The sequence below is a fragment of the Rathayibacter sp. AY2B3 genome (genome assembly GCF_002931755.1).
Taxonomy (GTDB): Bacteria; Actinomycetota; Actinomycetes; order Actinomycetales; family Microbacteriaceae; genus Rathayibacter.
This window is the reverse complement of the sequence record NZ_PSUG01000009.1, coordinates 13,741-34,036: the sequence shown is the minus strand read 5'-3', so window position 1 is coordinate 34,036 and position 20,296 is coordinate 13,741. Positions and strand designations below refer to the sequence as shown.

Sequence of the window (20,296 nt, the reverse complement as noted above, 5' to 3'; positions counted from 1 at the left end):
AGGGATCAGAGTGCGAGGCCGACGGCGAGCGCGATCACCGCGAGCAGACCCGGAGTCATCTGGGTCAGCGCGGCGCGGCGCTTGGTCGGAGCGGAGAGGAGCAGGACGAGCGCTGCGGCGACCATCGATCCGGCGCCGGCGAACACGAGGGCCGCGCCGACGGCGGTGGCCCCGGTCACGACGGCGACGATGCCGGCCACGGTGACGACGGCGAGGAAGAGGTTGTAGAAGCCCTGGTTGTAGGCCATCTCCTTCGTCGCCTCCGCCTCGCCGGCGGTCGTGCCGAACGTCGAGCGGGCACGCGGGGTCGTCCAGAGGACCGACTCGAGCACGAAGATGTAGACGTGCAGCGCCGCGGCGAGAGCGGCGAGCACCAGTCCGAGAACGATCACGGCGGGCCTCCAGGCGGTTGTCGTGGTGCGGAGGGCTCCGCACCGATTGTGTAACGACCAGTCCACAATATACTGGGACGAGCGGTCCGCGCCAGTGCGGCGCCGCAGCTGTCACCCGTCAGGAGGGGCGCCGTGGGTCGCACGCAGGGCTTCGACACCGAGGAGGTCGTCCGCGCCGCCCGCGCCGTCTTCTGGGAGAGCGGCTTCGAGGAGGCGTCGCTCCCGGACCTGGAGTCCGCGACGGGACTGCGCCGCTCCAGCCTCTACCACGCCTTCGGCAGCAAGCGCGGGCTCTTCGACGCGGCCGTGCAGAGCTACCTCGACGAAGTGGTGCGGCCCCGGCTCGCCCCTCTCGTCGATCCGGGCGGGGCGTCGCCGACGGCGCTCGAGGAGTACTTCACCGGGCTGCGGGCGGCGCTCGCCGACTCCCGCACGCTCTCCGCCCGGAGCGGCTGCCTGCTGCTCAACGCGGCGGGAGCGCCGATCGCGCGCGACGACGCGGTGCGCGAGGTGATCGCCGACTACCGGGCCGAGCTGCTGGGCGCACTGCGCGCCGGAGCTCTGGCCCGCTGGCCCGACGCGCAGTCGTGGGCGTCGGCTCAGGCGGACGTCCTCGTGTCGCTGCTGGTGGCCGCGCTCGTGCTGGCTCGGGTCGATCCGGAGCAGTCGCTCGCCACCGTGGACGCGGCGCTCGCACTGGTTCGGTCCTCCGCGCCCTGACGGCGGCGCCGCGAACGCCGGAGCACCGCCCGCGGGCCGTGCCCGCTGCTCGCACTCGGTGCGCCGGGACGACGGGCACAGCACGACGCCCCCGTGCGCCTCGCGTCCCGGTGGGACGGAGGCGCGCGGGGGCGTCGGGCAGGCGGGGTCAGTCGGTGCCGGCGTCGAACGCCGCACCCTCCGAGGCCAGGTCGGTGGCGCGTCCGAGCGCGTCGGCCGCTGCGGATCCGCCGCCCTCGGTGATCGCGTCGGCCTCGCCGATCTCGAGCTCGCCGACGAGCTCGGCGGTCGGACCGCCGACGAGGCCGGCGGCCGCGTACTGCTCGAGACGCGAGCGGGAGTCGGCGATGTCGAGGTTGCGCATGGTGAGCTGCCCGATGCGGTCCTCGGGGCCGAAGGCGGCGTCGCCGACGCGCTCCATCGAGAGCTTGTCGGGGTGGTAGCTCAGCGCGGGGCCGGTGGTGTCGAGGATCGTGTAGTCGTCGCCGCGGCGCAGGCGCAGGGTGACCTCGCCGGACACGGCCGAGCCGACCCAGCGCTGGATGGACTCCCGCAGCATCAGCGACTGGGGGTCAAGCCAGCGGCCCTCGTACATCAGGCGGCCGAGACGGCGGCCCTCCGAGTGGTACTGGGCGACGGTGTCCTCGTTGTGGATGGCGTTCAGCAGGCGCTCGTAGGCGATGTGCAGCAGCGCCATTCCGGGGGCCTCGTAGATGCCGCGGCTCTTGGCCTCGATGATCCGGTTCTCGATCTGGTCCGAGACGCCGAGCCCGTGGCGTCCGCCGATGGCGTTCGCCTCGAGCACGAGCGCGACGGCGTCCGAGAACTCGACGCCGTTCAGCGCGACGGGGCGGCCGGCCTCGAACCGCACCGAGACGACCTCGGAGGCGATCTCGACCTCGTCGCGCCACGACGCGACTCCCATGATGGGCTCGACGAGCTCGAGTCCGCTGGAGAGCTCCTCGAGGCGCTTGGCCTCGTGGGTGGCGCCCCAGATGTTGGCGTCGGTCGAGTAGGCCTTCTCGGTGGCGTCGCGGTAGGGGAAGCCGCGGGCGACCAGCCACTCCGACATCTCGGTGCGGCCGCCGAGCTCGTTGACGAACTGCACGTCGAGCCAGGGCTTGTAGATGCGCAGGCGGGGGTTGGCGAGCAGGCCGTAGCGGTAGAACCGCTCGATGTCGTTGCCCTTGTAGGTCGAGCCGTCGCCCCAGATGTCGACGCCGTCCTCGCGCATGGCGCGGACGAGGAGGGTGCCGGTCACGGCCCGGCCGAGGGGAGTGGTGTTGAAGTAGGTCTTGCCGCCGGAGCGGATGTGGAAGGCGCCGCACTGCAGGGCGACGAGCCCCTCCTCGACCAGCGCGCTCTTCGCGTCGACGAGGCGCGAGATCTCGGCGCCGTACTGGGCCGCGCGGGAGGGGACGCTCTCGATGTCGGGCTCGTCGTACTGGCCGATGTCGGCGGTGTAGGTGCAGGGCACCGCGCCCTTCTCGCGCATCCAGGCGACGGCGACGGATGTGTCGAGGCCTCCCGAGAATGCGATTCCGACACGCTCGCCCACGGGCAGACTGCTCAACACTTTCGACATGACTCCGATTTTAGGAGGCTCGCGGGGTGTGCTCGCGCCGCGGGCGTCCGCTCACCCTGCTTCCGGGGCCGCGAGGGGGTCCGTTCAGACCCGCGGGACGTCGTCGGAGCCCGCGCGCACGCCGGCCGCGGGCAGGAGCACCGTGTCGATCAGGGAGACCAGGTAGTCGCGGTCCACCGGCTCGCGCAGCAGCAGCACCCGGTAGGCGACCATCGAGGGCGTGATCAGCGCCAGCTGCTCCACGTCGATGCCGGCCGCGACCTCGCCCCGCGCCACGGCGCGGTTCAGCAGGAGGCGGTTGGCGCGCGCCCGCGGCTCCACGATCGCGCTGCGCACGGCGTCCGCGAGCTCGGGGGCCTTGGAGATCATCGCGACGACGCCGGACATGATGTGCAGCTTCCGCTCGGCCTCCTCGATCGAGTGCGGCTTGATGAGCGCGATCAGGTCGCCGCGGAGCGAGCCGGTGTCGGGCGGCGACTCCTCCGCGAGGTCGGCTCCCTTGAGGCAGGAGAGGGCGTCGAGGACGAGCTCGGACTTGGAGTCCCACCGGCGGTAGACGGTCGCCTTCCCCGCTCGGGCGCGGGTGGCGACCATGTCGATGGTCATGCCCTCGTAGCCGGTCTCCGCGAGCACGTCGAGGGCGGCGGTCAGGATCTCGCCGTCGCGGCTCGGGTCGCGACGGCGTCCGGGACGCGCGGTCTCGCACGCAGCGGTGGGGGGAGTGGGCGGCGTCATCGCGGCTGCTCCTGTCGGTCTCGGCGGGACCGGCGTGGTCCCGCGTGAGGTCCATGCTAAATGAAGAACTCCGCAGTTCCGGAACTGCTCGGTCTCGTATATGGTCGAGCCCATGACCCAGACCTCCTCGCAGCCGCAGAGCGCCGCCCCCGCGGCCCCGGCTCGCCCGAACCGCCGCTGGTGGACCCTCGTGGCCGTCGGCCTCGCCCAGCTGATGGTCGTCCTCGACTCGACGGTGGTGAACATCGCCCTCCCGGCTGCGCAGGCCGACCTCGGCTTCTCGGACGGCGACCGCCAGTGGGTCGTCACCGCCTACTCCCTCGCCTTCGCCAGCCTGCTCCTGCTCGGCGGGCGCCTCTCCGACCTGCTCGGCCGCAAGCGCACCTTCATCATCGGCCTCGTCGGCTTCGCCCTCGCCTCCGCCCTGGGAGGAGCCGCCCCGAACTTCGAGCTGCTCATCGCCGCCCGGGCGCTGCAGGGGGTGTTCGGAGCGCTCCTCGCTCCGACGGCGCTCGCCGTGCTGACCACGACGTTCACGATCCCGAAGGAGCGGGCGCGCGCGTTCGGCGTCTTCGGCGCGATCGCGGGTGCCGGCGGTGCCGTGGGCCTCCTCCTCGGCGGAGTGCTCACCGAGAGCTTCGACTGGCGGTGGAACCTCTACATCAACGTGGTGATCGCGGTCGTCGCGGTGATCGGCGCGATCGTCTTCGTTCCGGCCATCGACCGCACCGGGCCGCGCCCGAAGCTCGACGCGCCCGGCACGATCCTCGTCTCCGCCGCACTGTTCGGGCTGGTGTTCGGCTTCGCCAACGCCGAGACCGACGGCTGGGACTCGCCGATGACCTGGGTGCCGCTCGCCGCCGCCGTCGTGCTGCTGGTCGGCTTCGTGCTGCGCCAGCGCACCACGGAGCACCCGCTGCTGCCGCTGCAGATCGTGCTCGACCGCGACCGCGGAGCCGCCTACTTGTCGGTGCTGATCGCGGGAGCCGGCATGTTCGGCATCTTCCTGTTCGTCACCTACTTCCTCCAGGTGTCGCTGGGCTACTCGCCGATCCAGACCGGCCTCTCCTTCCTGCCGATGATCGGGATGCTCGTCCTCGCCGCGCAGCTCGGCACCAATCTGCTGCTGCCCCGCCTCGGCCCGAAGATCATGGTCCCGTCCGGAATGGTCCTCGGCGTGATCGGCATGCTGCTGCTCACCCGCCTCGACCTCGACAGCGCGTACGCCGCCGACGTGCTCCCCGCCCTGATGGTGCTCGGCTTCGCGGTGGGCTCGATCATGCCCGGCTCGATGCAGACGGCGACCCGCGGAGTGGACATGCGCTTCGCCGGGGTCGCCTCGGCGATGGTCAACACGAGCCAGCAGGTCGGCGGCTCGATCGGCACAGCGCTGCTGAACACGCTCGCGGCGACCGCGGTGACCGACTACCTCGCCTCGCACGCTCCGGCGACGGCGACCACGGTGGCGGAGGCCGCGGTGCAGAGCTACGCGGTGGCGTACGGCTGGGGCGCGGGATTCTTCGCCCTCGGCGCGGTGCTGTCGGTGCTGCTGTTCCGCCGCAGGTCGGACGCGATCGCGACGACTCCCGGGGCGGAGCCGGTGATCGCGCACTGAGTCCGATCCTCCGGAGCGGACGGGTCCTTCCGAGGTCTCGTCCGCTCCGTCGTCTCCTGGACATGTCGGCGTGTTGCGGTCGCGATCCCGGCAGGCGCGGGCCGTCAGTAGCGTCGGGGGATGCCCGAGACCCTCGACATCGGCCACCTGCGCACGCTCGTGGCGATCGCCGACTGCGGCGGCTTCGGGCGCGCGGCCGTCGCGCTGCACATCAGCCAGCCGACGGTGTCACAGCACGTCCGCACCCTCGAGCGCCGGCTCGAGCGCACCTTCATCGAGAAGGTGGGGCGCAAGGCCCGCTTCACCCCCGCCGGTGAGCGCCTCCTCGTGCAGGCCCGCCGCATCCTCGCCGTCCACGACGACGCGCTCGAGACCCTCGATGCGGCGAGCGAGAACCCGCTCGCCCTCGGTCTCACCGAGCCCGCCGCCGAGCAGCTGCTGCCCCGGCTGCTCGAGACGCTGCGCCGCGCCTTCGACGACCGTCCGCTCACCTTCTCGCTCGAGCGCTCCACCCGTCTCGCGGAGGCGGTGGCCCGCGGGGTCGTCGACCTCGCGGTCATCCTCGGGGTCGGCGGTGACCTGCCGGGCCGCCAGATCGCGACGCTGCCGCTCGACTGGTACGCGGCGCCGGGCTGGCAGCCCGCCGAGGGCGCCCCGATCCCGCTCGTCGCCTACTCCGAGCCGTGCGGGATGCGCCAGCGCGCCCTGCAGCAGCTCGGAGCGTTCGGGCACGAGGTGCGGGTGGTCGCCGAGTCCGCGGGGCTCGAGGGCGTGATCGCTGCGGCGAGAGCGGGCATCGGAGTCGCGGTGCTGCCGACCTCGCACCAGGGCGCCGTCGCCGACGGACTCGAGGCGCGGCGCGACCTGCCCACTCTGGGCTCGGTGAACCTCCGGCTGGTCTCGCGCCGCGGACTCGCGCCCGATGTCGAGGACACGGCGCTCGCCGCGCTCGTCGAGCTGTTCGGCCCGTCCCCCATCAGGACGCCGCTGCGCGAGGTCCGCTCGTGAGCACGCTCGAACATGACGAATTCTTACCAACGATCGGGTTCGCCGATCGGAACGCATCCGGAATCATCGTTGGACGCCGCGGGCTCGCCGCCCGTAGCGTCGACGACATGTCCTCCCCGCGTGCCCTCGTCTCGACTGCGCCCTCCGGCGCGGTCCGAGCGGCGCGCGTCGACGCAGCGGCCGGCCGGATGCGCCCGGGCCGAATGCCGGTGGGCGGGAACCCCTTCGCGTCGGTGCGCGGATGTTCCTGTCCAGCCTCTCGCTGACCGCCCGGTGCTGACGTCTCCGCGTCGCCCGCACTGACGCTCCCGCGTCGCGCTCTCCGACCGACGCGGCGGACTCCGCCGCACGCGACCCGCGCTCCTCGAGCAGCGCCGTCGACCTCCCTCCTCCGGGCTGCTCCGCCGTGCCCGCGAGCTCTTCTCCGCGCCCTCGCGCACCTCCTGTCGAAAGGACACCACCATGGCCGTCGAGTTCATCTCCGCGATCAACGTCAACAGCTCCAACGAGGTCAACGGGCTCACCCAGCCCGGCATCGACGTTGCCTACCTCCGCCGCTACTCGCGGATCCTCGAGGACGGCGGCTTCGACTACACGCTCGTGCCCTACGGTTCGGCCGGGCACGACCCGTTCACCATCGCCGCCGCGGTCACGCAGTACACCGAGCACCTGAAGCCGATCGTCGCGCTCCGCCCGAACACGATCTACCCGACGGTCGCCGCCAAGGCGCTCGCGACGCTCGATCAGCTCTCGATCGGCCGCGCAGTCGTGCACTTCATCGCCGGAGGCAACGACCACGAGCAGGCCCGCGAGGGCGACCGCCTGACCAAGGTCGAGCGCTACGCCCGCCAGGAGGAGTACATCCGGATCCTCCGGCAGGTCTGGTCGGCCACGGAGCCGTTCGACCACGAGGGCACCTACTACCGCTTCGAGGACTTCGTCTCGCGGGTGCGGCCGGTGCGGGGGAGCATCCCCGTCTCGGTCGGGGGCTCGAGTGACGAGGCCTACCGTCAGGGCGGCGCGCTCGCCGACATCTTCGGGCTCTGGGGCGAGCCGCTCGCCGACACCCAGCAGCAGATCGACCGGATCGCCGACGCCGCACTCGCGGCCGGCCGCCCCGACACCCCGCGCACCTGGGTCACCTTCCGGCCGATCATCGCGCCGACCGAGGAGCTCGCGTGGGAGAAGGCGCACCGGATCCTCGGGATCCTGCAGGGGCGCTCGGCCGCGACCGCCGACCCGAGGAAGGGCCTGTGGGTGCAGACGCCCGATGCGAACGGTCCGGCTAACGTCGGCTCGCAGCGCCTGCTCGACATCGCGCGCCGCAAGGATCTGCACGACCGCGCCCTCTGGACGCCGACCGCGACCGCGACCGGAGCGCAGGGCGCCTCCACCGCTCTCGTCGGCACGCCCGAGACCGTCGCCGCCGCGATCCTCGACTACGTCGACCTCGGCGCCGATCTGATCTCGATCCGCGGCTACGACAACCTGAACGACGCGGTCGACTACGGGCGCCACATCATCCCGCTCGTCCGCGAGGAGCTCGCGCACCGCGAGGTCACCGGCCGCCGCGGCGAGATCGTCGCGCAGCCTCCGCTCGAGAGCACCGAGCTGATCGGAGCGAGCGCGTGACGCTGCTCGACACGCCCGCCCGCGTCACCCCCGACCTCTCGGACCGGGCGCTCGCCCGGCTCACCGCCCGCCTCGCCGAGACCGCCGAGCGCTACGACCGCACCGCCCAGTTCCCGTGGGAGGGGATCCGTGCCGTCCACGACGCGGGACTGCTCACCGTCGCGGTCGGCACTCGCTACGGCGGCACCCCGCCCTCTACTCTCGACCTCGTCCGGATCTTCGGCGCGCTCGGTCAGGGCGACCCGGCGGTCGCGCTGATCTCGGCGATGACCGTGCTGCAGCACGCTGCGCAGGACCGCGGCGCGACCTGGCCCGACGGGCTGTACCGCCGCGTCCTCGCCGACTCCGCCGAGCGCCCGGTGCTGCTGAACGCGGTGCGGGCCGAGCCCGAGTGGGGTGCCCCCGCCCGCGGCGGTCTGCCCGCGACGACGATCCGTCGCGACGGCGACGAGTGGGTGCTGGAGGGACGCAAGGGCTTCGCCACCGGCTCCGAGGGGCTCGCCTACCACCTGGTCTGGGCGGTCGACCTGCAGGGCGCCTCGGGTGAGCCCGAGCTCGCGCACGCGATCGTCCCGGGAGATGCTCCGGGCGTCCGGATCGAGAAGACGTGGGACCACCTCGGCCAGCGCGCCTCGAGCACGCACGACGTGGTCTACGAGCAGGTCCGCCTGCCGTTCGAGCACTTCCGCGGCACCCCGCGCTCGCAGCTCGCTCCGGAGGCGGGAGCGGGCGGAGGCTTCGGCCTCGCGGTCGCGGCGCTCTACGTGGGCGTCGGGCGGGCGGCGCAGAGCTTCTTCGTGCGGTTCGCGAACGAGCGGATCCCGACCTCGCTCGGGCGTCCGATCGCGACGACGGAGCGCATCCGCTTGGTCGCCGGCGAGATCGAGGCGCAGCTCGTGCAGGCCGAGGAGGTGCTGCTCTCGCTCGCCGCCCGCGTCGACGCGGGCGATCCGACGGCCGCCGAGCGCCTCGTCGTCGGCAAGCTGCTCGCCACCCGCTCGGCGATCACGGCGGTCGAGACCGCCGTCGCCGCCCTCGGCAACCCCGGACTCACGCGGCACAACCCGCTCGAACGCCACCTGCGCGACGTCCTCGCCTCGCGCGTGCACCCGCCGCAGGACGACGCCGCCCTCCTGATCGCCGGCACGCGCACCCTCGCCGCCGCCGCCCACTGACTCCTCCCACTGACATCCCCTGCTCTGGAGACACAGCCATGACTCACCGACGATCCCGCTGGGCGGGCGCGACCGCGCTCACCCTCGCCGCCGCCCTCGCCCTGACCGCCTGCTCCGGATCCTCCGAAGCGGGCACCGCCACCGACGACGCGACCCCGGTCTCGGGCGGCCGGCTCTCGCTCGCCTTCTTCCCCGACAACGCCGCGTTCTCGTGCGTCGATCCGTTCCAGACCTACTGGATCGAGCACCGCACGGTGATCCGCAACGTCGCCGACTCCCTGACCGACCAGGACCCTGAGACGGGCGAGATCGAGCCGTGGCTCGCGACCGCCTGGAGCGTCGACGACGCGGGAACCGAGTACACCTTCGATCTGCGCACCGACGTGACGTTCTCGGACGGCACGGCGTTCACCGCCGACAGCGTCAAGACCGCCTTCGACAACGACCAGGCGACCCTCGCGCAGCTGCCCGCTGCCTACGGCGGCGTCTACCTGGCCGGCTACTCGGGCACGGAGGTGGTCGACGCCGACACCGTGAAGGTCACGTTCTCGACCCCCAACGCCGCGTTCCTCCAGGGCACCTCGACCACCAACCTCGCGATCCTCGCCGCCTCCTCTTACGAGAAGACGCCCGAGGAGCGCTGCCTCGGTGCCGTGGTCGGCTCCGGGCCCTTCACCCTCACCGACTACACCCCGGGCACCGGGATCACGCTCGACAAGCGCGCCGGCTACGCCTGGGGCTCTCCGCTCCGCGACAACACGGGGGAGGCGTACCTCGACGGCATCGACGTCAGCTACGTCGCCGAGGACAGCGTTCGCGTCGGCCAGCTCACGAGCGACGAGATCGACATCGCCTGGGGCCGGAACCCGATCTCCGAGAACGACCAGGCGGTGATCACCGGCAACGGCGACACCGTCGAGAGCCGGTCGCTGCCGGGCCCCGCGAGCAACTACTACCCGAACGTGTCGGAGGGGAAGATCCTCTCGGATCAGACGGTGCGCGAGGCGGTGCAGAAGGCGATCGATCGCGAGACCTACGCATCGACGATCTTCGGCGCCGGCTATCCGGCGGTGACGAGCGTCTACAACACGACCACGCCCTTCTCCAAGGACGAGTCCTCGCCACTGGCCTTCGACGCCGACGGCGCCGGCGAGCTGCTCGACGAGGCGGGCTGGGCACTCGGTGACGACGGCTACCGCCACAAGGACGGGCAGAAGCTCACCCTCTCGGTGCCGATCGTGGCGCAGTTCGGCGCGGGTGACCAGCTGATCCAGGACCAGCTCAAGCAGGTCGGCATCGACCTCGAGCTGAACGTGATCACCAACGCGCAGCGCGCGGACGTGCTCAACAGCGGCGACTACGACCTGATCTCGACCTACTACACCCGGGCCGACCCGGGAGTGATCCAGTGGATCATCGACTCCCGGTACGCAGGATCGAAGGCGCAGGCCGTGAACAACTTCACCCCCGAGCAGGCGAGCGAGGTGCAGGCCCTGCTCGACGAGGGCGTCCAGACCGTCGACACGACGGCCAGGGCGGCGGTCTACGGCCGGCTGCAGGACTACCTGCTCGACAACGCGCTCGTCTTCCCCTTCGCCGAGCGGGTGCAGCTGGCCGGCGTCTCGTCGGCGGTGCACGGCTTCCGCTTCACCTCGGAGGCGTTCGGCGACTTCGCCGGGACCTGGATCCAGCCGTGACGACCCTCGCGACACCCGCGGCACCGGGGAGGCCGGGCCTCCGCTCGGCCCCCTCGGGCCTCGGCCGCTACCTCGTCGGGCGGCTGGGCCAGGCGGTCCTCGTGCTGTGGGCCGCCTACACGGTGACCTTCGCCGTGCTGTGGCTGCTGCCGAGCGACCCGCTCGCGCTGCTGCTCTCGGCCAACAACGTCGAGGTCGACTCTCTGACTCCGCAGCAGCTCGCTGATGCGCAGGCGCGCTACGGCCTCGACCAGCCCGTCTGGCAGCAGTACCTGCACATGCTCGGCAACGCGCTCCGGGGCGACTTCGGCACCTCCATCACGAAGGGGATCCCGGTGACCCAGCTGATCGTCGAGAAGCTGCCGGGAACCCTCCAGCTCAGCGCCCTCGCGATCGGGCTCGCACTCGTCGGCGGCACGGCGCTCGCCTACCTGGCGGCGTACGTGCAGTGGCGACCGCTCAAGGTGCTGCTGAGCCGGCTGCCCTCCGCGGGAGTCGCGTTCCCCGGTTTCTGGATCGGCCTGCTGCTCATCCAGTTCTTCGCCTTCACGCTGCACCTGCTGCCCTCCACGGGCAGTGCGACGCCGGCGAGCCTGATCCTGCCGGCGGTGACGATGGCGATCCCCACCTCGGCGATGCTCGCGCAGGTGCTGACCCGCAGCTTCGCCGACGTCGAGCGGGAGGCGTACATCACCACCGCCCGCGCGGCGGGGCTCTCCCGCGCTGCGGTGCAGTGGCGGCACGCGTTCCGCAACGCCTCGCTGCCGACTCTGACGATCCTCGGCATCCTCGCCGGCAACACCGTCACCGGTGCGATCGTCGCCGAGACGATCTTCGGCCGGCAGGGCATCGGCACGCTCGCTCAGGAGTCGGTGCTCACCCAGGACGTACCGGTGGTGCAGGCCGTCGTCGTGCTGGCCGCAGCCGTCTTCGTCGGGATCAACCTCCTCGTCGACCTGCTCTACCCCCTCCTCGATCCGCGCATAACCACGACAGCGAAGGCGAGCCGGCCATGACGCTCGAACTCACCAGAACCGAGACCGCCGCGACGGTCGCGCCCGAGCCCCGCGAGCGCGCCCCGCACGGAAGGAGCGCGCGGCGCCTCCGCACCGCACGGCTCCTCCTGCGCCGCCCCGGGTTCGTGATCGCGCTCGCCTTCGCCGTCTTCGTGCTGGTCTCGGCGATCGCCCCGGCCCTGTTCACCGGCTACGACCCGACTGCGACGGCGCCCGTCGACAAGCTGCAGGCGCCGAGCGCCGCGCACCTCTTCGGCACCGACGAGCTCGGCCGCGACCTGTTCGCGCGCGTTCTGCACGGCGGGGCGCTGACCATCCAGGCCACCGTGATCGCGATCGCGATCGCCCTCATCGGCGGCCTCGCGCTCGGCGTCGTCTCGGGCTACGCGGGCGGAGTCGTCGACGCCGTCATCATGCGGATCGTCGACGTGCTCCTCGCGATCCCGGGGCTGCTGCTGGCGCTCGCCATCGTCACCGCGATCGGCTTCGGCACACTGCCGGTGGCGCTGGCCGTCGGGATCGGGATCCTGCCGGGCTTCGCACGCACCACGCGCGCCGAGGTCCTGCGGGTGAAGACGCTGCCCTACGTCGAGGCCGCCCGCACCGGAGGCGCCACTCGGCTGCGCATCCTCGTGCGGCACGTGCTCCCCAACTCGTGGGGCCCGGTCGCCGTGCTGGCGGTGCTCGATCTCGGGACCGCGATCATCGCGGTCGCCGCGTTGAGCTTCCTCGGCTTCGGTGCCGCTCCTCCCGCGGCGGAGTGGGGCACGCTCATCTCGAGCGGTCGCAACTACCTGGTGACCAGCCCCTGGCTCTCGCTGCTGCCCGGCCTGTTCGTCGGACTCCTGGTCTTCTCGCTGAACCACGTGGCGAAGACCGTCGAGGAGGTGCAGCGATGAGCGCGCTCGTAAGGCTGGATCGCCTGTCGGTCGCCTACGGCGAGCAGACCGTCGTGCACGAGGTCTCGCTCGAGATCGCCCCGGGCGAGATCGTCGCCGTGGTCGGCGAGTCGGGGTCGGGCAAGTCGACGACCGCGAACGCCGTGCTCGGGCTGCTGCCCGCGTCCGGGCGGATCCTCGGCGGCTCGATCGAGATCGCCGGCGGCGATGTCACCCGCGCCTCCGAGAAGGAGCTGCGACGCCTCCGGGGACGCGTCGTCGGGCTCGTGCCGCAGGACCCGATGGTCGGCCTCGACCCCACCCTGCGGATCGGTGCCCAGGTCGCCGAGGCGGTGCGCCTGCGGGGGGTCGACCGCCGCGCGGTCGACGCCGAGGTGCTCGAGGCGCTCGGGCAGGCGGGGATCGATGATCCGCAGTTGCGCGCCCGGCAGTACCCGCACGAGCTCTCGGGGGGCCTGCGCCAGCGCGCGCTGATCGCGATCGCGCTGGCGGGGAAGCCGCGGCTGATCATCGCCGACGAGCCCACCTCGGCGCTCGACGTGACGGTGCAGAAGCGGATCCTCGACCACCTGCAGTCGCTCGTCCGCGAGCAGGGGATCGCGCTGCTGATCATCACGCACGACCTCGCGGTCGCCGCCGACCGGGCCGACCGCGTCCTCGTGATGCGGGGCGGCCGGGTGATCGAGCAGGGTCCGCCGGCCGAGATCCTCGTGGCGCCGCGGGAGGAGTACACCCGCGCTCTGATCGACGCGGCACCCGGGCTCGGGCACGGCGGGGCGATCGTGCCGCGCTTCGATCAGGTGGAACCGGCTCCCGAGATCCTGCGGATCGAGAAGGTCGTCAAGGACTTCGCGCTCCCCGGGCGGAGCGCCGACTTCCGTGCGCTCGACGACGTCTCGTTCTCGGTGCGCGCCGGGCAGACGCTCGCGCTGGTGGGGGAGTCGGGCTCGGGCAAGACGACCGCGCTGCGGATCGCCCTCGGCCTCGAGCGCGCGTCGGGCGGCCGCGTGCTCGTCGAGGGGGCCGACCTGACCCACGCCGGCGAGAAGCAGTGGCGGCCGCTGCGTCGGCGCATCCAGCTCGTGCACCAGAACCCGTTCGCGGCGCTCGACCCGCGCTTCACCGTGCTCGAGTCGGTCGTCGAGCCGCTGGTGTCGTTCGGAGTCGGCGATCGCCTCACCCGCCTCGCCCGCGCCCACGAGCTGCTCGACCGGGTCGGGCTGCCCGACTCCTTCCTCTCCCGTCTGCCCGCCGAGCTCTCGGGCGGCCAGCGCCAGCGGGTCGCGATCGCCCGGGCGCTCGCACTCGGGCCGGATCTCGTGCTGCTCGACGAGCCGGTCTCGGCGCTCGACGTGTCGGTGCAGGCGCAGATCCTCGAGCTGCTGGTCGAGCTGCAGCGAGACCTCGGAGTCGCCTACCTCTTCATCTCGCACGACCTCGCGGTCGTCGCCGACGTCTCGCACGACATCGTGGTGCTGAACCGCGGCCGGGTCGAGGAGGCGGGGACCACCTCCCGCGTCTTCCGCTCGCCCGAGTCGGAGTACACCCGGACGCTCCTCGCGGCGATCCCCGGAGTGTCGGCGGTGACCTCGTGAGCCGGCGCTTCCTCGTCATCGGCGGCGGGGCCGTGGGCTCGGTGGTCGCGGCGCAGCTGCATCTCGCGGGGGAGGACGTCGTGCTGATCGCGCGCGGCGAGCACCTCCGCCTGGTCCGCGAGCGCGGGCTGCGCCTCCGACGGCCGGCCGGCGACGAGACGGTGCGGGTGCCGGTGGCGAGCGGACCGCTCGAGGCGGCACCGCGCCGAGGCGACGTGCTCGTGCTGACCGTGAAGGCGCAGGACGCCGAGGCGGCGCTCGCCGAGTGGGCGTGGACGCCGCTGGTCGGCGGGCGAGCGGGCAGCGAGCTGCCGGTGCTCACCTTCCAGAACGGACTTGCCGCCGAGGACGCGGCGCTGCGCCGCTTCGCCGACGTGTTCAGCGTCTCGATCGGCATCGCGGCCAGCTTCCTCACCCCCGGCGAGATCGTGTCGCCGTCGTTCCCGACGGTCGGAGCGCTCTGGATCGGCCGACACCCCGACGCCGACGACCCCCGGGCCGAGGCGCTCGCCGCGACGTTCCGCGATGCGGGCTTCGCGGCGCGGGCCGTGCCCGACATCGGCGCGTGGAAGGCGCGGAAGCTGCTCGCGAACGCCGTCAACGGCCTCGACCTCTTCACCGGCTCCGACGACGAGCGCAGCGCGCTTCGCGACACGCTCGTGGCGGAGGCGCGCCTCGCGCTCACCGCGAACGGCCGCACGATCGCCGCCGACGACGGCACTCGCCTCCGGGTCGACCCCGTCACCGGCCACACCGCCGGTCGTCTCTCGACCTGGCAGAGCTTCGCCCGCGGCGCCGGAAGCGAGGTCGACCACCTCACCGGCGAAGTCGTGCTGCTCGCCCGCCGAGCGGGCGTCGCCGTTCCCGTGAGCGAGCGCCTGCAGCTCCTCCTCGGGCTCCGCGGTCGGGAGGCGGCCGTCGCGCCGCTCCCGCTCGCCGAGCTCTCCGTCCCCTCTCCCGAAGGAGTCCCCGCATGACCCTGACCATCCCCGCCCCCCTCGTCCAGCGCTTCGACGAGCCCGAGGGCATCGGACCCCGAGGCACACTGATCGTCCTCGGCGGCCGAGGCGAGACGCCGGCCGTCTACGAGCGCCTCGGCACCCGGCTCGCTCGCGACGCCTACCGCGTTCGCGCGCTGGGCGACGCGACCGTCGAGGGGATCCGGGAGGCGGCGCTCGAGCTCCTCCACGACCCCGCCGCCGTCTCACCCCTGGTGCTGGTCGGCTCCGACGCGGGCGCGGCGGTCGCCCTCGAGCTCGCCGCGACCCACCCCGAGGCGGTCGACGCGGTGATCGTCGCCGGTCTGCCCGTCCGCGCCGAGGGAGGCGAGGGCGTCGCCGAGCGGACCGCCTGCCCGACCCACGCCGGGGTGCTCGCGCGCGAGGCCGATGCGGTCGCGCGCGACGCGGTGCTTCCTCCGGAGCTGCTCTCGGTCGTGGCGAGCGCCGTGCGCGCCCCGCTGCTCGCGCTGCACGGCGAGGCCGACGCGATCAGCCCCGTGGCGGAGGCGGTGGCCGTCTACCGCACGGCCCCGCGCGCCGAGATCCACCTCCTCGCCGACGGGCGACACGACGCGCTGAACGACGCGACTCACCGCTCGGCCGCGGCGACCGTGGTCCTGTTCCTCGAGCGGGTGAAGGCGTCGGCGGCGACCGCTGCGATCATCACGCGGGTGGAGGCGTGAGCGCCATCGCCTCCGCCCCCGACATCGCGCCCGCCCCCGACATCGTGCCGATCCCCGAGATCGCGCCCGCCGTCGTCCACGCCGACCGCTCGGGCTGGTCGCCCGCGGGCGATCCGGTCGGAGTGGTGCGCGCCCGCGATGTCGCTGAGGTCCGCGCGACGCTCGCGTACGCCTCCGCCCACGGGATCCCCGTGGTGACCCGAGGGGCCGCCTCCGGCCTCGCGGGCGCCGCGAGCGCGGGGGAGGGCGTGATCGTGCTCGACGTCTCCGGGCTCGACCGCATCCTCTCGATCGACCCGGTCGACGGCGTCGCACGGGTCGAGCCCGGGGTGATCACCGCCGACCTCGACCGCGCCGCCGCCCGCCACGGCCTGCTCTACGCGCCCGACCCCGGCAGCGTCGAGATCTCGACCATCGGCGGCAACATCGCCACGAACGCGGGCGGGCTGCGCGGCGCGAAGTACGGAGTGACGCGCGACGCGGTGCTCGCCCTCGACGTGGTCCTGGCCGACGGCTCGCTCGTCCACCTCGGCCGCGACACCGTGAAGGGCGTCGTCGGCCTCGACCTGACCTCCCTCGTGGTCGGGTCGGAGGGGAGCCTCGGCGTGGTCGTCGGCGCGACCCTCCGCCTCCTGCCGCGGCCCCGCGTCACCGCGACCGCCGCGGCGTTCTTCGCCGATGTCGCCGCGGGAGCCGAGGCCGCCGTCGCGCTCGCGCTCGCGGGCCTGCGCCCGAGCGTGCTCGAGCTCGTCGACGACCGCACCCTCGAGGCGATCGACGCGCTGCGCGGCTCCGATCTGGCGGCCCGCGGAGGCGCGTTCCTCCTCGTGCAGACCGACGGCTTCGGCGCGGCCGACGAGATCGAGGCGGTCCGCACCGTCCTCGCGGCGACCGCGGCGAGCGTCGAGACGACCCTCGACGCCGCCGAGGGGCTCGCCCTGGCGGCCGCGCGCCGCGACGCACTGCCCGCTGTCGAGGCGCGCGGCCGGGTCCTCATCGAGGACATCGCCGTGCCCCGGTCGCGTCTCGCCGAGGCGATCCGGCGGATCCACGCGATCGCCGCCGACACCGGCGCCGACGTGTACGTGTTCGCGCACGCCGGCGACGGCAACCTGCACCCGATCATCCGCCTCCGCGACGAGACCGACGCGGCTCGCGCGCAGGCCGACGCCGCGGCCGAGGCGGTGTTCGCCCTCGCTCTCGAGCTCGGCGGCACCGTCAGCGGCGAGCACGGCGTCGGTGGCCTGAAGCGCGAGTGGGCCAGGCGCGAGCTCGGCCCCGATGTCGTCTCCCTGCAGCGCGCGGTGCGGCGGCTGTTCGATCCTCAGGGCATCCTGAATCCCGCAACCGCGCTGTGAGCGCACTCGAAAGGACCGTCATGACCGACACTGCTCTGCCCGATACTGCGCTTTCCGACCCTGCACTTTCCGACACTGCGCTCTCAGGCTCCGACCGCTCCGGCTCCGCTCTCCCCGATCGGCGCGACGTGCTCGTGACGCCCGAGGAGCTCGAGGAGGCGCTCGCGTCGCCCGAGCCGCCGCTCGTGCTCGACGTGCGCTGGCGCCTCGATCGCCCCGACGGCCGGCCCGCGTACCTCGACGGGCACGTGCCCGGAGCCGTCTACGTCGACCTCGATCACGAGCTGGCCGAGCACGGCGACCCGGCTGACGGGCGGCACCCGCTGCCTCCGATCGACGCGCTGCAGGAGGCGGCCCGCGGCTGGGGCCTGCGCCAGGGCCAGGCGGTCGTGGTCTACGACGACCTGAAGAACCTGTCGTCGGCCCGCGCGTGGTGGCTGCTGCGGGCGGCCGGAGTCGCCGAGGTGCGCCTGCTCGACGGGTCGCTCCGCGCCTGGACCGGGTCGGGGCGCGCGCTCGAGACCGGTCCCGTGACTCCGGTGCGCGGCGACGTGGAGCTCGCCTACGGTGCCCTGCCGGTGCTCGACATCGACGCGGCGGCCGCGTTCCCCTCTCACGGCGTGCTGCTCGACGCCCGCGCGCCCGAGCGGTACCGCGGCGACGTCGAGCCGATCGACCCGCGCGCCGGGCACATCCCGGGGGCGCTGAACGCGCCGGCGACCGACAACGTCGACTCCGAGGGCCGCTTCCTCCCGTCCTCCGAGCTGCGCGCGCGCTTCGAGGCGGTCGGCGTGCGGGCCGATGCTCCGGTCGGCGTCTACTGCGGCTCCGGAGTGACGGCCGCCGCCGACGCCGTCGCGCTGACGCTCGCGGGCTTCGCGCCGCGCCTCTACCCCGGCTCGTGGTCGCAGTGGTCGAACACCCCCGGTCGCCCGGTCGCGACGGGCCCGTCCGCGTAGCACGCACTCTCCTCGTTCTCGATTCGCCGGCGCACCCACTCCTCAGAAGTCGCGGTAGTCGCGTCCCACTCCCGCGACTTCTGGAGTGTGGGCGGCCCGTCGGCGCGAGGACGTCCTCCGGCCGTCGAGAACGCAGGAGTTGTCGTCCTCGACGTCCGACTGCGACAACTCCTGCGTTCTCGGGCGCAGGTCAGCGCCTTCCCGCCGACGAGCCCGCGAGTACGCGAAAGTCGCGTGCCACTACCGCACCGTGTGGAGAGTCGGCGGTCTGCCCGTGGGCAGACGGGTTCGCGCCCGTCGAGAACGCGAGAGTTGTCGTACTCGACGACGACTTCTGCGTTCTCGCGCAGCCGGGACGGTGCCTCTGGGAGGCGTGCCCGCGAGTTAGCGAATGTTGCGGTTGTCGAGCGCGCCTACCGCGACTTCTGAGGAGTGGCGCGCCTCAGCCCAGGCGGGAGTGCTCGCCGAGGTGGTGCCAGGTGCGGTTGTGGTAGACGAGGGGAGCAGTTGACTGGGAGCCCTCGGGCACATGGGCCTCGAGGGCGTGCACGGCGACGATCGTCGACGATCCCGCTTCCATCCGGTTGATCACCGTGCCGCGGATCCAGGCGGCCGCGCCCGGGAAGAACGGCTCGCCCGTGGGCAGCCGCGACCAGAGCGAGGTGTCGGCGAATCGGTCGATGCCGCTGGTCGACCCCAGGCGCGCCAGGTCGAGCTGCTCCGCCCCGAGCAGGTGCACCACCAGTGTCTCGGACGCCTGGATGGCGGGAGAGCTGGACGAGGCGGAGGAGAGCGAGAAGACTAACAGCGGCGGCTCGGCGCTCACCGAGAAGACGGAGGTCGCGGTCAGGGCGACCGGGCCGGTGCCCGGGTCGGCGGTGATCAGCGCGACTCCGGCGGCGTGGTTGCGGAACGCGAGCTTGAAGTCCTCCGGAGACAGTCCGGCGAAGGCGCGGTGCTCCGGCTCGCGGTCCGGCGTGGTGGCGAGGTTCTCGCGGCTCATCGGAGGCTCCTGATCGATCGAGGGTGCGGCACGGGGTGGTGGCCCGCCGTCGCGCCGCAGCACGGCCCCTCCAGACTGGCGCACCGGCTGGGGGAGGGCCGCCCCATTGCGGAGTATGACGCCGCGACCTCCGTGAACGCCGACCCCGGGCCGCGGGTGCCGGTCCGCCACCGGCTGCTCGCCCGTGCGATCTGCAGGGCCCTGTGCGATCTGCCGGTCCCCGTGCCATTTGCAGGTCCCCGTGCCATCTGCAGGTCCCCGTGCCATCTGCAGGACCCGGTGCGATCTGCAGGCGATGGTGCGCAGAGAGCGATCTCTGCCGCATGATCCTGTCTGCCGCAGGCCGGTTCGCCTGCAGATCTTCCCTGCAGACGGCACGGAGTCCTGCGGATCGTACAGAATCCTGCAGATCGTACGGGGCCCGCGGATCGTTCCTGCAGATGGCACGGGGTCCTGCAGATCGTTCCTGCAGATCGCACGGGGTCCTGCAGATCGTCCCTCCAGATCGCACGGGGTCCTGCAGATCGTCCCTCCAGACCGCGCGGAGTCCTGCAGATCGTTCCTGCAGACGGCACGGAGTCCTGCTGACGGCACGGAGTCCTGCTGACGGCACGGAGTCCTGCTGACGGCACGGAGTCCTGCTGACGGCACGGAGTCCTGCTGACGGCACGGAGTCCTGCAGACGGCACGGAGTCCTGCAGATGGAACCGAGTCTTGCAGATCGCACACCCGCTGCTCGCCCTGAGCGCAACCCGTCGCCGTCGCCCCTCCGGGCCCGCAGACTCGAGGGCATGGCCCACCGTCAGCGCACGTCCACCGCGCACCCCGAGAGCAAGACCTGCGCCTCGTGCGGTCGCGAGATCGAGTGGCGGGCGAAGTGGGCGCGCGACTGGGAGGACGTCCGCTACTGCTCGGACGCCTGCCGCCGTCGCGGAGTCGGTCCGGAGGAGGCGCGCCTCGAGGAGGAGATCCGCACCGTCCTGCTCGCGCGAGCGGCGTCGTCGACGGCGTGCCCGTCCGAGGTCGCGCGCCGGGTCGGCGGCGAGGAGTGGCGGCCGCTGATGGAGCCGGTGCGCCGGGCCGCTCGTCGCCTGGTCGACCGGGGCGAGATCGACATCGTGCAGGGCGGACAGGTCGTCGACCCCTCTCGCGCGAAGGGCCCGATCCGGCTGCGGAGGCGCCCCGGAGGACCCCTGTCGCCGGGCGGCGCCGCGGGCTAGCCT

General features: G+C 72.9%; 18 protein-coding genes. 14 read left to right on the top strand and 4 right to left on the bottom strand.

The window, feature by feature from the left end; genetic code table 11:
- Nucleotides 1-5: 5 nt before the first annotated feature.
- Complete coding sequence (locus C5C24_RS04555) at nt 6-392, bottom strand: DUF1304 domain-containing protein (protein WP_104277589.1); 387 nt, start codon at nt 390-392, stop codon at nt 6-8.
- Between the two features lie 132 nt (nt 393-524).
- Between C5C24_RS04555 and C5C24_RS04550 the strand changes: the two genes are divergently transcribed.
- The gene (locus C5C24_RS04550) at nt 525-1,112 is read left to right on the top strand and encodes a TetR/AcrR family transcriptional regulator (RefSeq protein ID WP_104304407.1); all 588 of its coding nucleotides are present in this window, start codon (nt 525-527) and stop codon (nt 1,110-1,112) included.
- A 148-nt stretch (nt 1,113-1,260) separates the two neighbouring features.
- On the opposite strand, the gene argG is transcribed toward C5C24_RS04550, so the two are convergent.
- Complete coding sequence (argG, locus tag C5C24_RS04545) at nt 1,261-2,697, bottom strand: argininosuccinate synthase (RefSeq protein WP_104222545.1); 1,437 nt, start codon at nt 2,695-2,697, stop codon at nt 1,261-1,263.
- Between the two features lie 84 nt (nt 2,698-2,781).
- On the bottom strand, nt 2,782-3,432 hold the full coding sequence (locus C5C24_RS04540; protein ID WP_104304406.1) for a TetR/AcrR family transcriptional regulator: 651 nt from the start codon (nt 3,430-3,432) through the stop codon (nt 2,782-2,784).
- A gap of 112 nt (nt 3,433-3,544) precedes the next feature.
- On the opposite strand from C5C24_RS04540, the gene C5C24_RS04535 reads away from it, so the two are divergent.
- The 12 genes from C5C24_RS04535 (at nt 3,545) to C5C24_RS04480 (ending at nt 18,070) form a co-directional block, all read left to right on the top strand.
- Nucleotides 3,545-5,047, top strand: coding sequence for an MFS transporter (locus C5C24_RS04535; RefSeq protein WP_104304433.1), 1,503 nt, complete (start codon nt 3,545-3,547; stop codon nt 5,045-5,047).
- Nucleotides 5,048-5,167: 120 nt separating this feature from the next.
- Complete coding sequence (locus C5C24_RS04530; RefSeq protein WP_104276490.1) at nt 5,168-6,055, top strand: LysR family transcriptional regulator; 888 nt, start codon at nt 5,168-5,170, stop codon at nt 6,053-6,055.
- A gap of 462 nt (nt 6,056-6,517) precedes the next feature.
- Nucleotides 6,518-7,687: an LLM class flavin-dependent oxidoreductase gene (locus tag C5C24_RS04525; RefSeq protein ID WP_104304405.1), complete on the top strand. Its 1,170-nt coding sequence runs from the start codon at nt 6,518-6,520 to the stop codon at nt 7,685-7,687.
- The gene (locus C5C24_RS04520; RefSeq protein WP_258065045.1) at nt 7,684-8,862 is read left to right on the top strand and encodes an acyl-CoA dehydrogenase family protein; all 1,179 of its coding nucleotides are present in this window, start codon (nt 7,684-7,686) and stop codon (nt 8,860-8,862) included. The genes C5C24_RS04525 and C5C24_RS04520 overlap by 4 nt, the downstream gene beginning before the upstream one ends.
- Nucleotides 8,863-8,900: 38 nt before the next feature.
- Nucleotides 8,901-10,559, top strand: coding sequence for an ABC transporter substrate-binding protein (locus C5C24_RS04515; RefSeq protein WP_104304404.1), 1,659 nt, complete (start codon nt 8,901-8,903; stop codon nt 10,557-10,559).
- The gene (locus C5C24_RS04510) at nt 10,556-11,575 is read left to right on the top strand and encodes an ABC transporter permease (protein WP_104281204.1); all 1,020 of its coding nucleotides are present in this window, start codon (nt 10,556-10,558) and stop codon (nt 11,573-11,575) included. Before C5C24_RS04515 ends, C5C24_RS04510 begins: the two co-directional genes overlap by 4 nt.
- Entirely contained in the window at nt 11,572-12,474 is a 903-nt protein-coding gene (locus C5C24_RS04505) for an ABC transporter permease (RefSeq protein ID WP_104276486.1), read from the top strand. Before C5C24_RS04510 ends, C5C24_RS04505 begins: the two co-directional genes overlap by 4 nt.
- Entirely contained in the window at nt 12,471-14,069 is a 1,599-nt protein-coding gene (locus C5C24_RS04500; RefSeq protein ID WP_104304403.1) for an ABC transporter ATP-binding protein, read from the top strand. Before C5C24_RS04505 ends, C5C24_RS04500 begins: the two co-directional genes overlap by 4 nt.
- Nucleotides 14,066-15,046, top strand: a complete 981-nt coding sequence (locus tag C5C24_RS04495) for a ketopantoate reductase family protein (protein WP_104276484.1) — start codon at nt 14,066-14,068, stop codon at nt 15,044-15,046. The genes C5C24_RS04500 and C5C24_RS04495 overlap by 4 nt, the downstream gene beginning before the upstream one ends.
- On the top strand, nt 15,043-15,753 hold the full coding sequence (locus C5C24_RS04490; protein ID WP_104276501.1) for an alpha/beta hydrolase: 711 nt from the start codon (nt 15,043-15,045) through the stop codon (nt 15,751-15,753). The genes C5C24_RS04495 and C5C24_RS04490 overlap by 4 nt, the downstream gene beginning before the upstream one ends.
- Nucleotides 15,750-17,111, top strand: a complete 1,362-nt coding sequence (locus tag C5C24_RS04485) for an FAD-binding oxidoreductase (RefSeq protein ID WP_258065044.1) — start codon at nt 15,750-15,752, stop codon at nt 17,109-17,111. The genes C5C24_RS04490 and C5C24_RS04485 overlap by 4 nt, the downstream gene beginning before the upstream one ends.
- A gap of 20 nt (nt 17,112-17,131) precedes the next feature.
- Nucleotides 17,132-18,070 carry a sulfurtransferase gene (locus C5C24_RS04480; protein WP_104304402.1) on the top strand — a complete coding sequence of 313 codons (939 nt, stop codon included), beginning with the start codon at nt 17,132-17,134 and terminating at the stop codon, nt 18,068-18,070.
- A gap of 442 nt (nt 18,071-18,512) precedes the next feature.
- Here C5C24_RS04480 and C5C24_RS04475 read toward each other — a convergent pair whose 3' ends face one another.
- A complete protein-coding gene (locus tag C5C24_RS04475) occupies nt 18,513-19,073 on the bottom strand; it encodes a flavin reductase family protein (RefSeq protein WP_104304401.1) in 561 nt (186 codons plus the stop codon).
- Nucleotides 19,074-19,864: 791 nt separating this feature from the next.
- Between C5C24_RS04475 and C5C24_RS04470 the strand changes: the two genes are divergently transcribed.
- Complete coding sequence (locus C5C24_RS04470) at nt 19,865-20,293, top strand: DUF2256 and DUF3253 domain-containing protein (protein ID WP_104233370.1); 429 nt, start codon at nt 19,865-19,867, stop codon at nt 20,291-20,293.
- Nucleotides 20,294-20,296 lie beyond the last annotated feature (3 nt).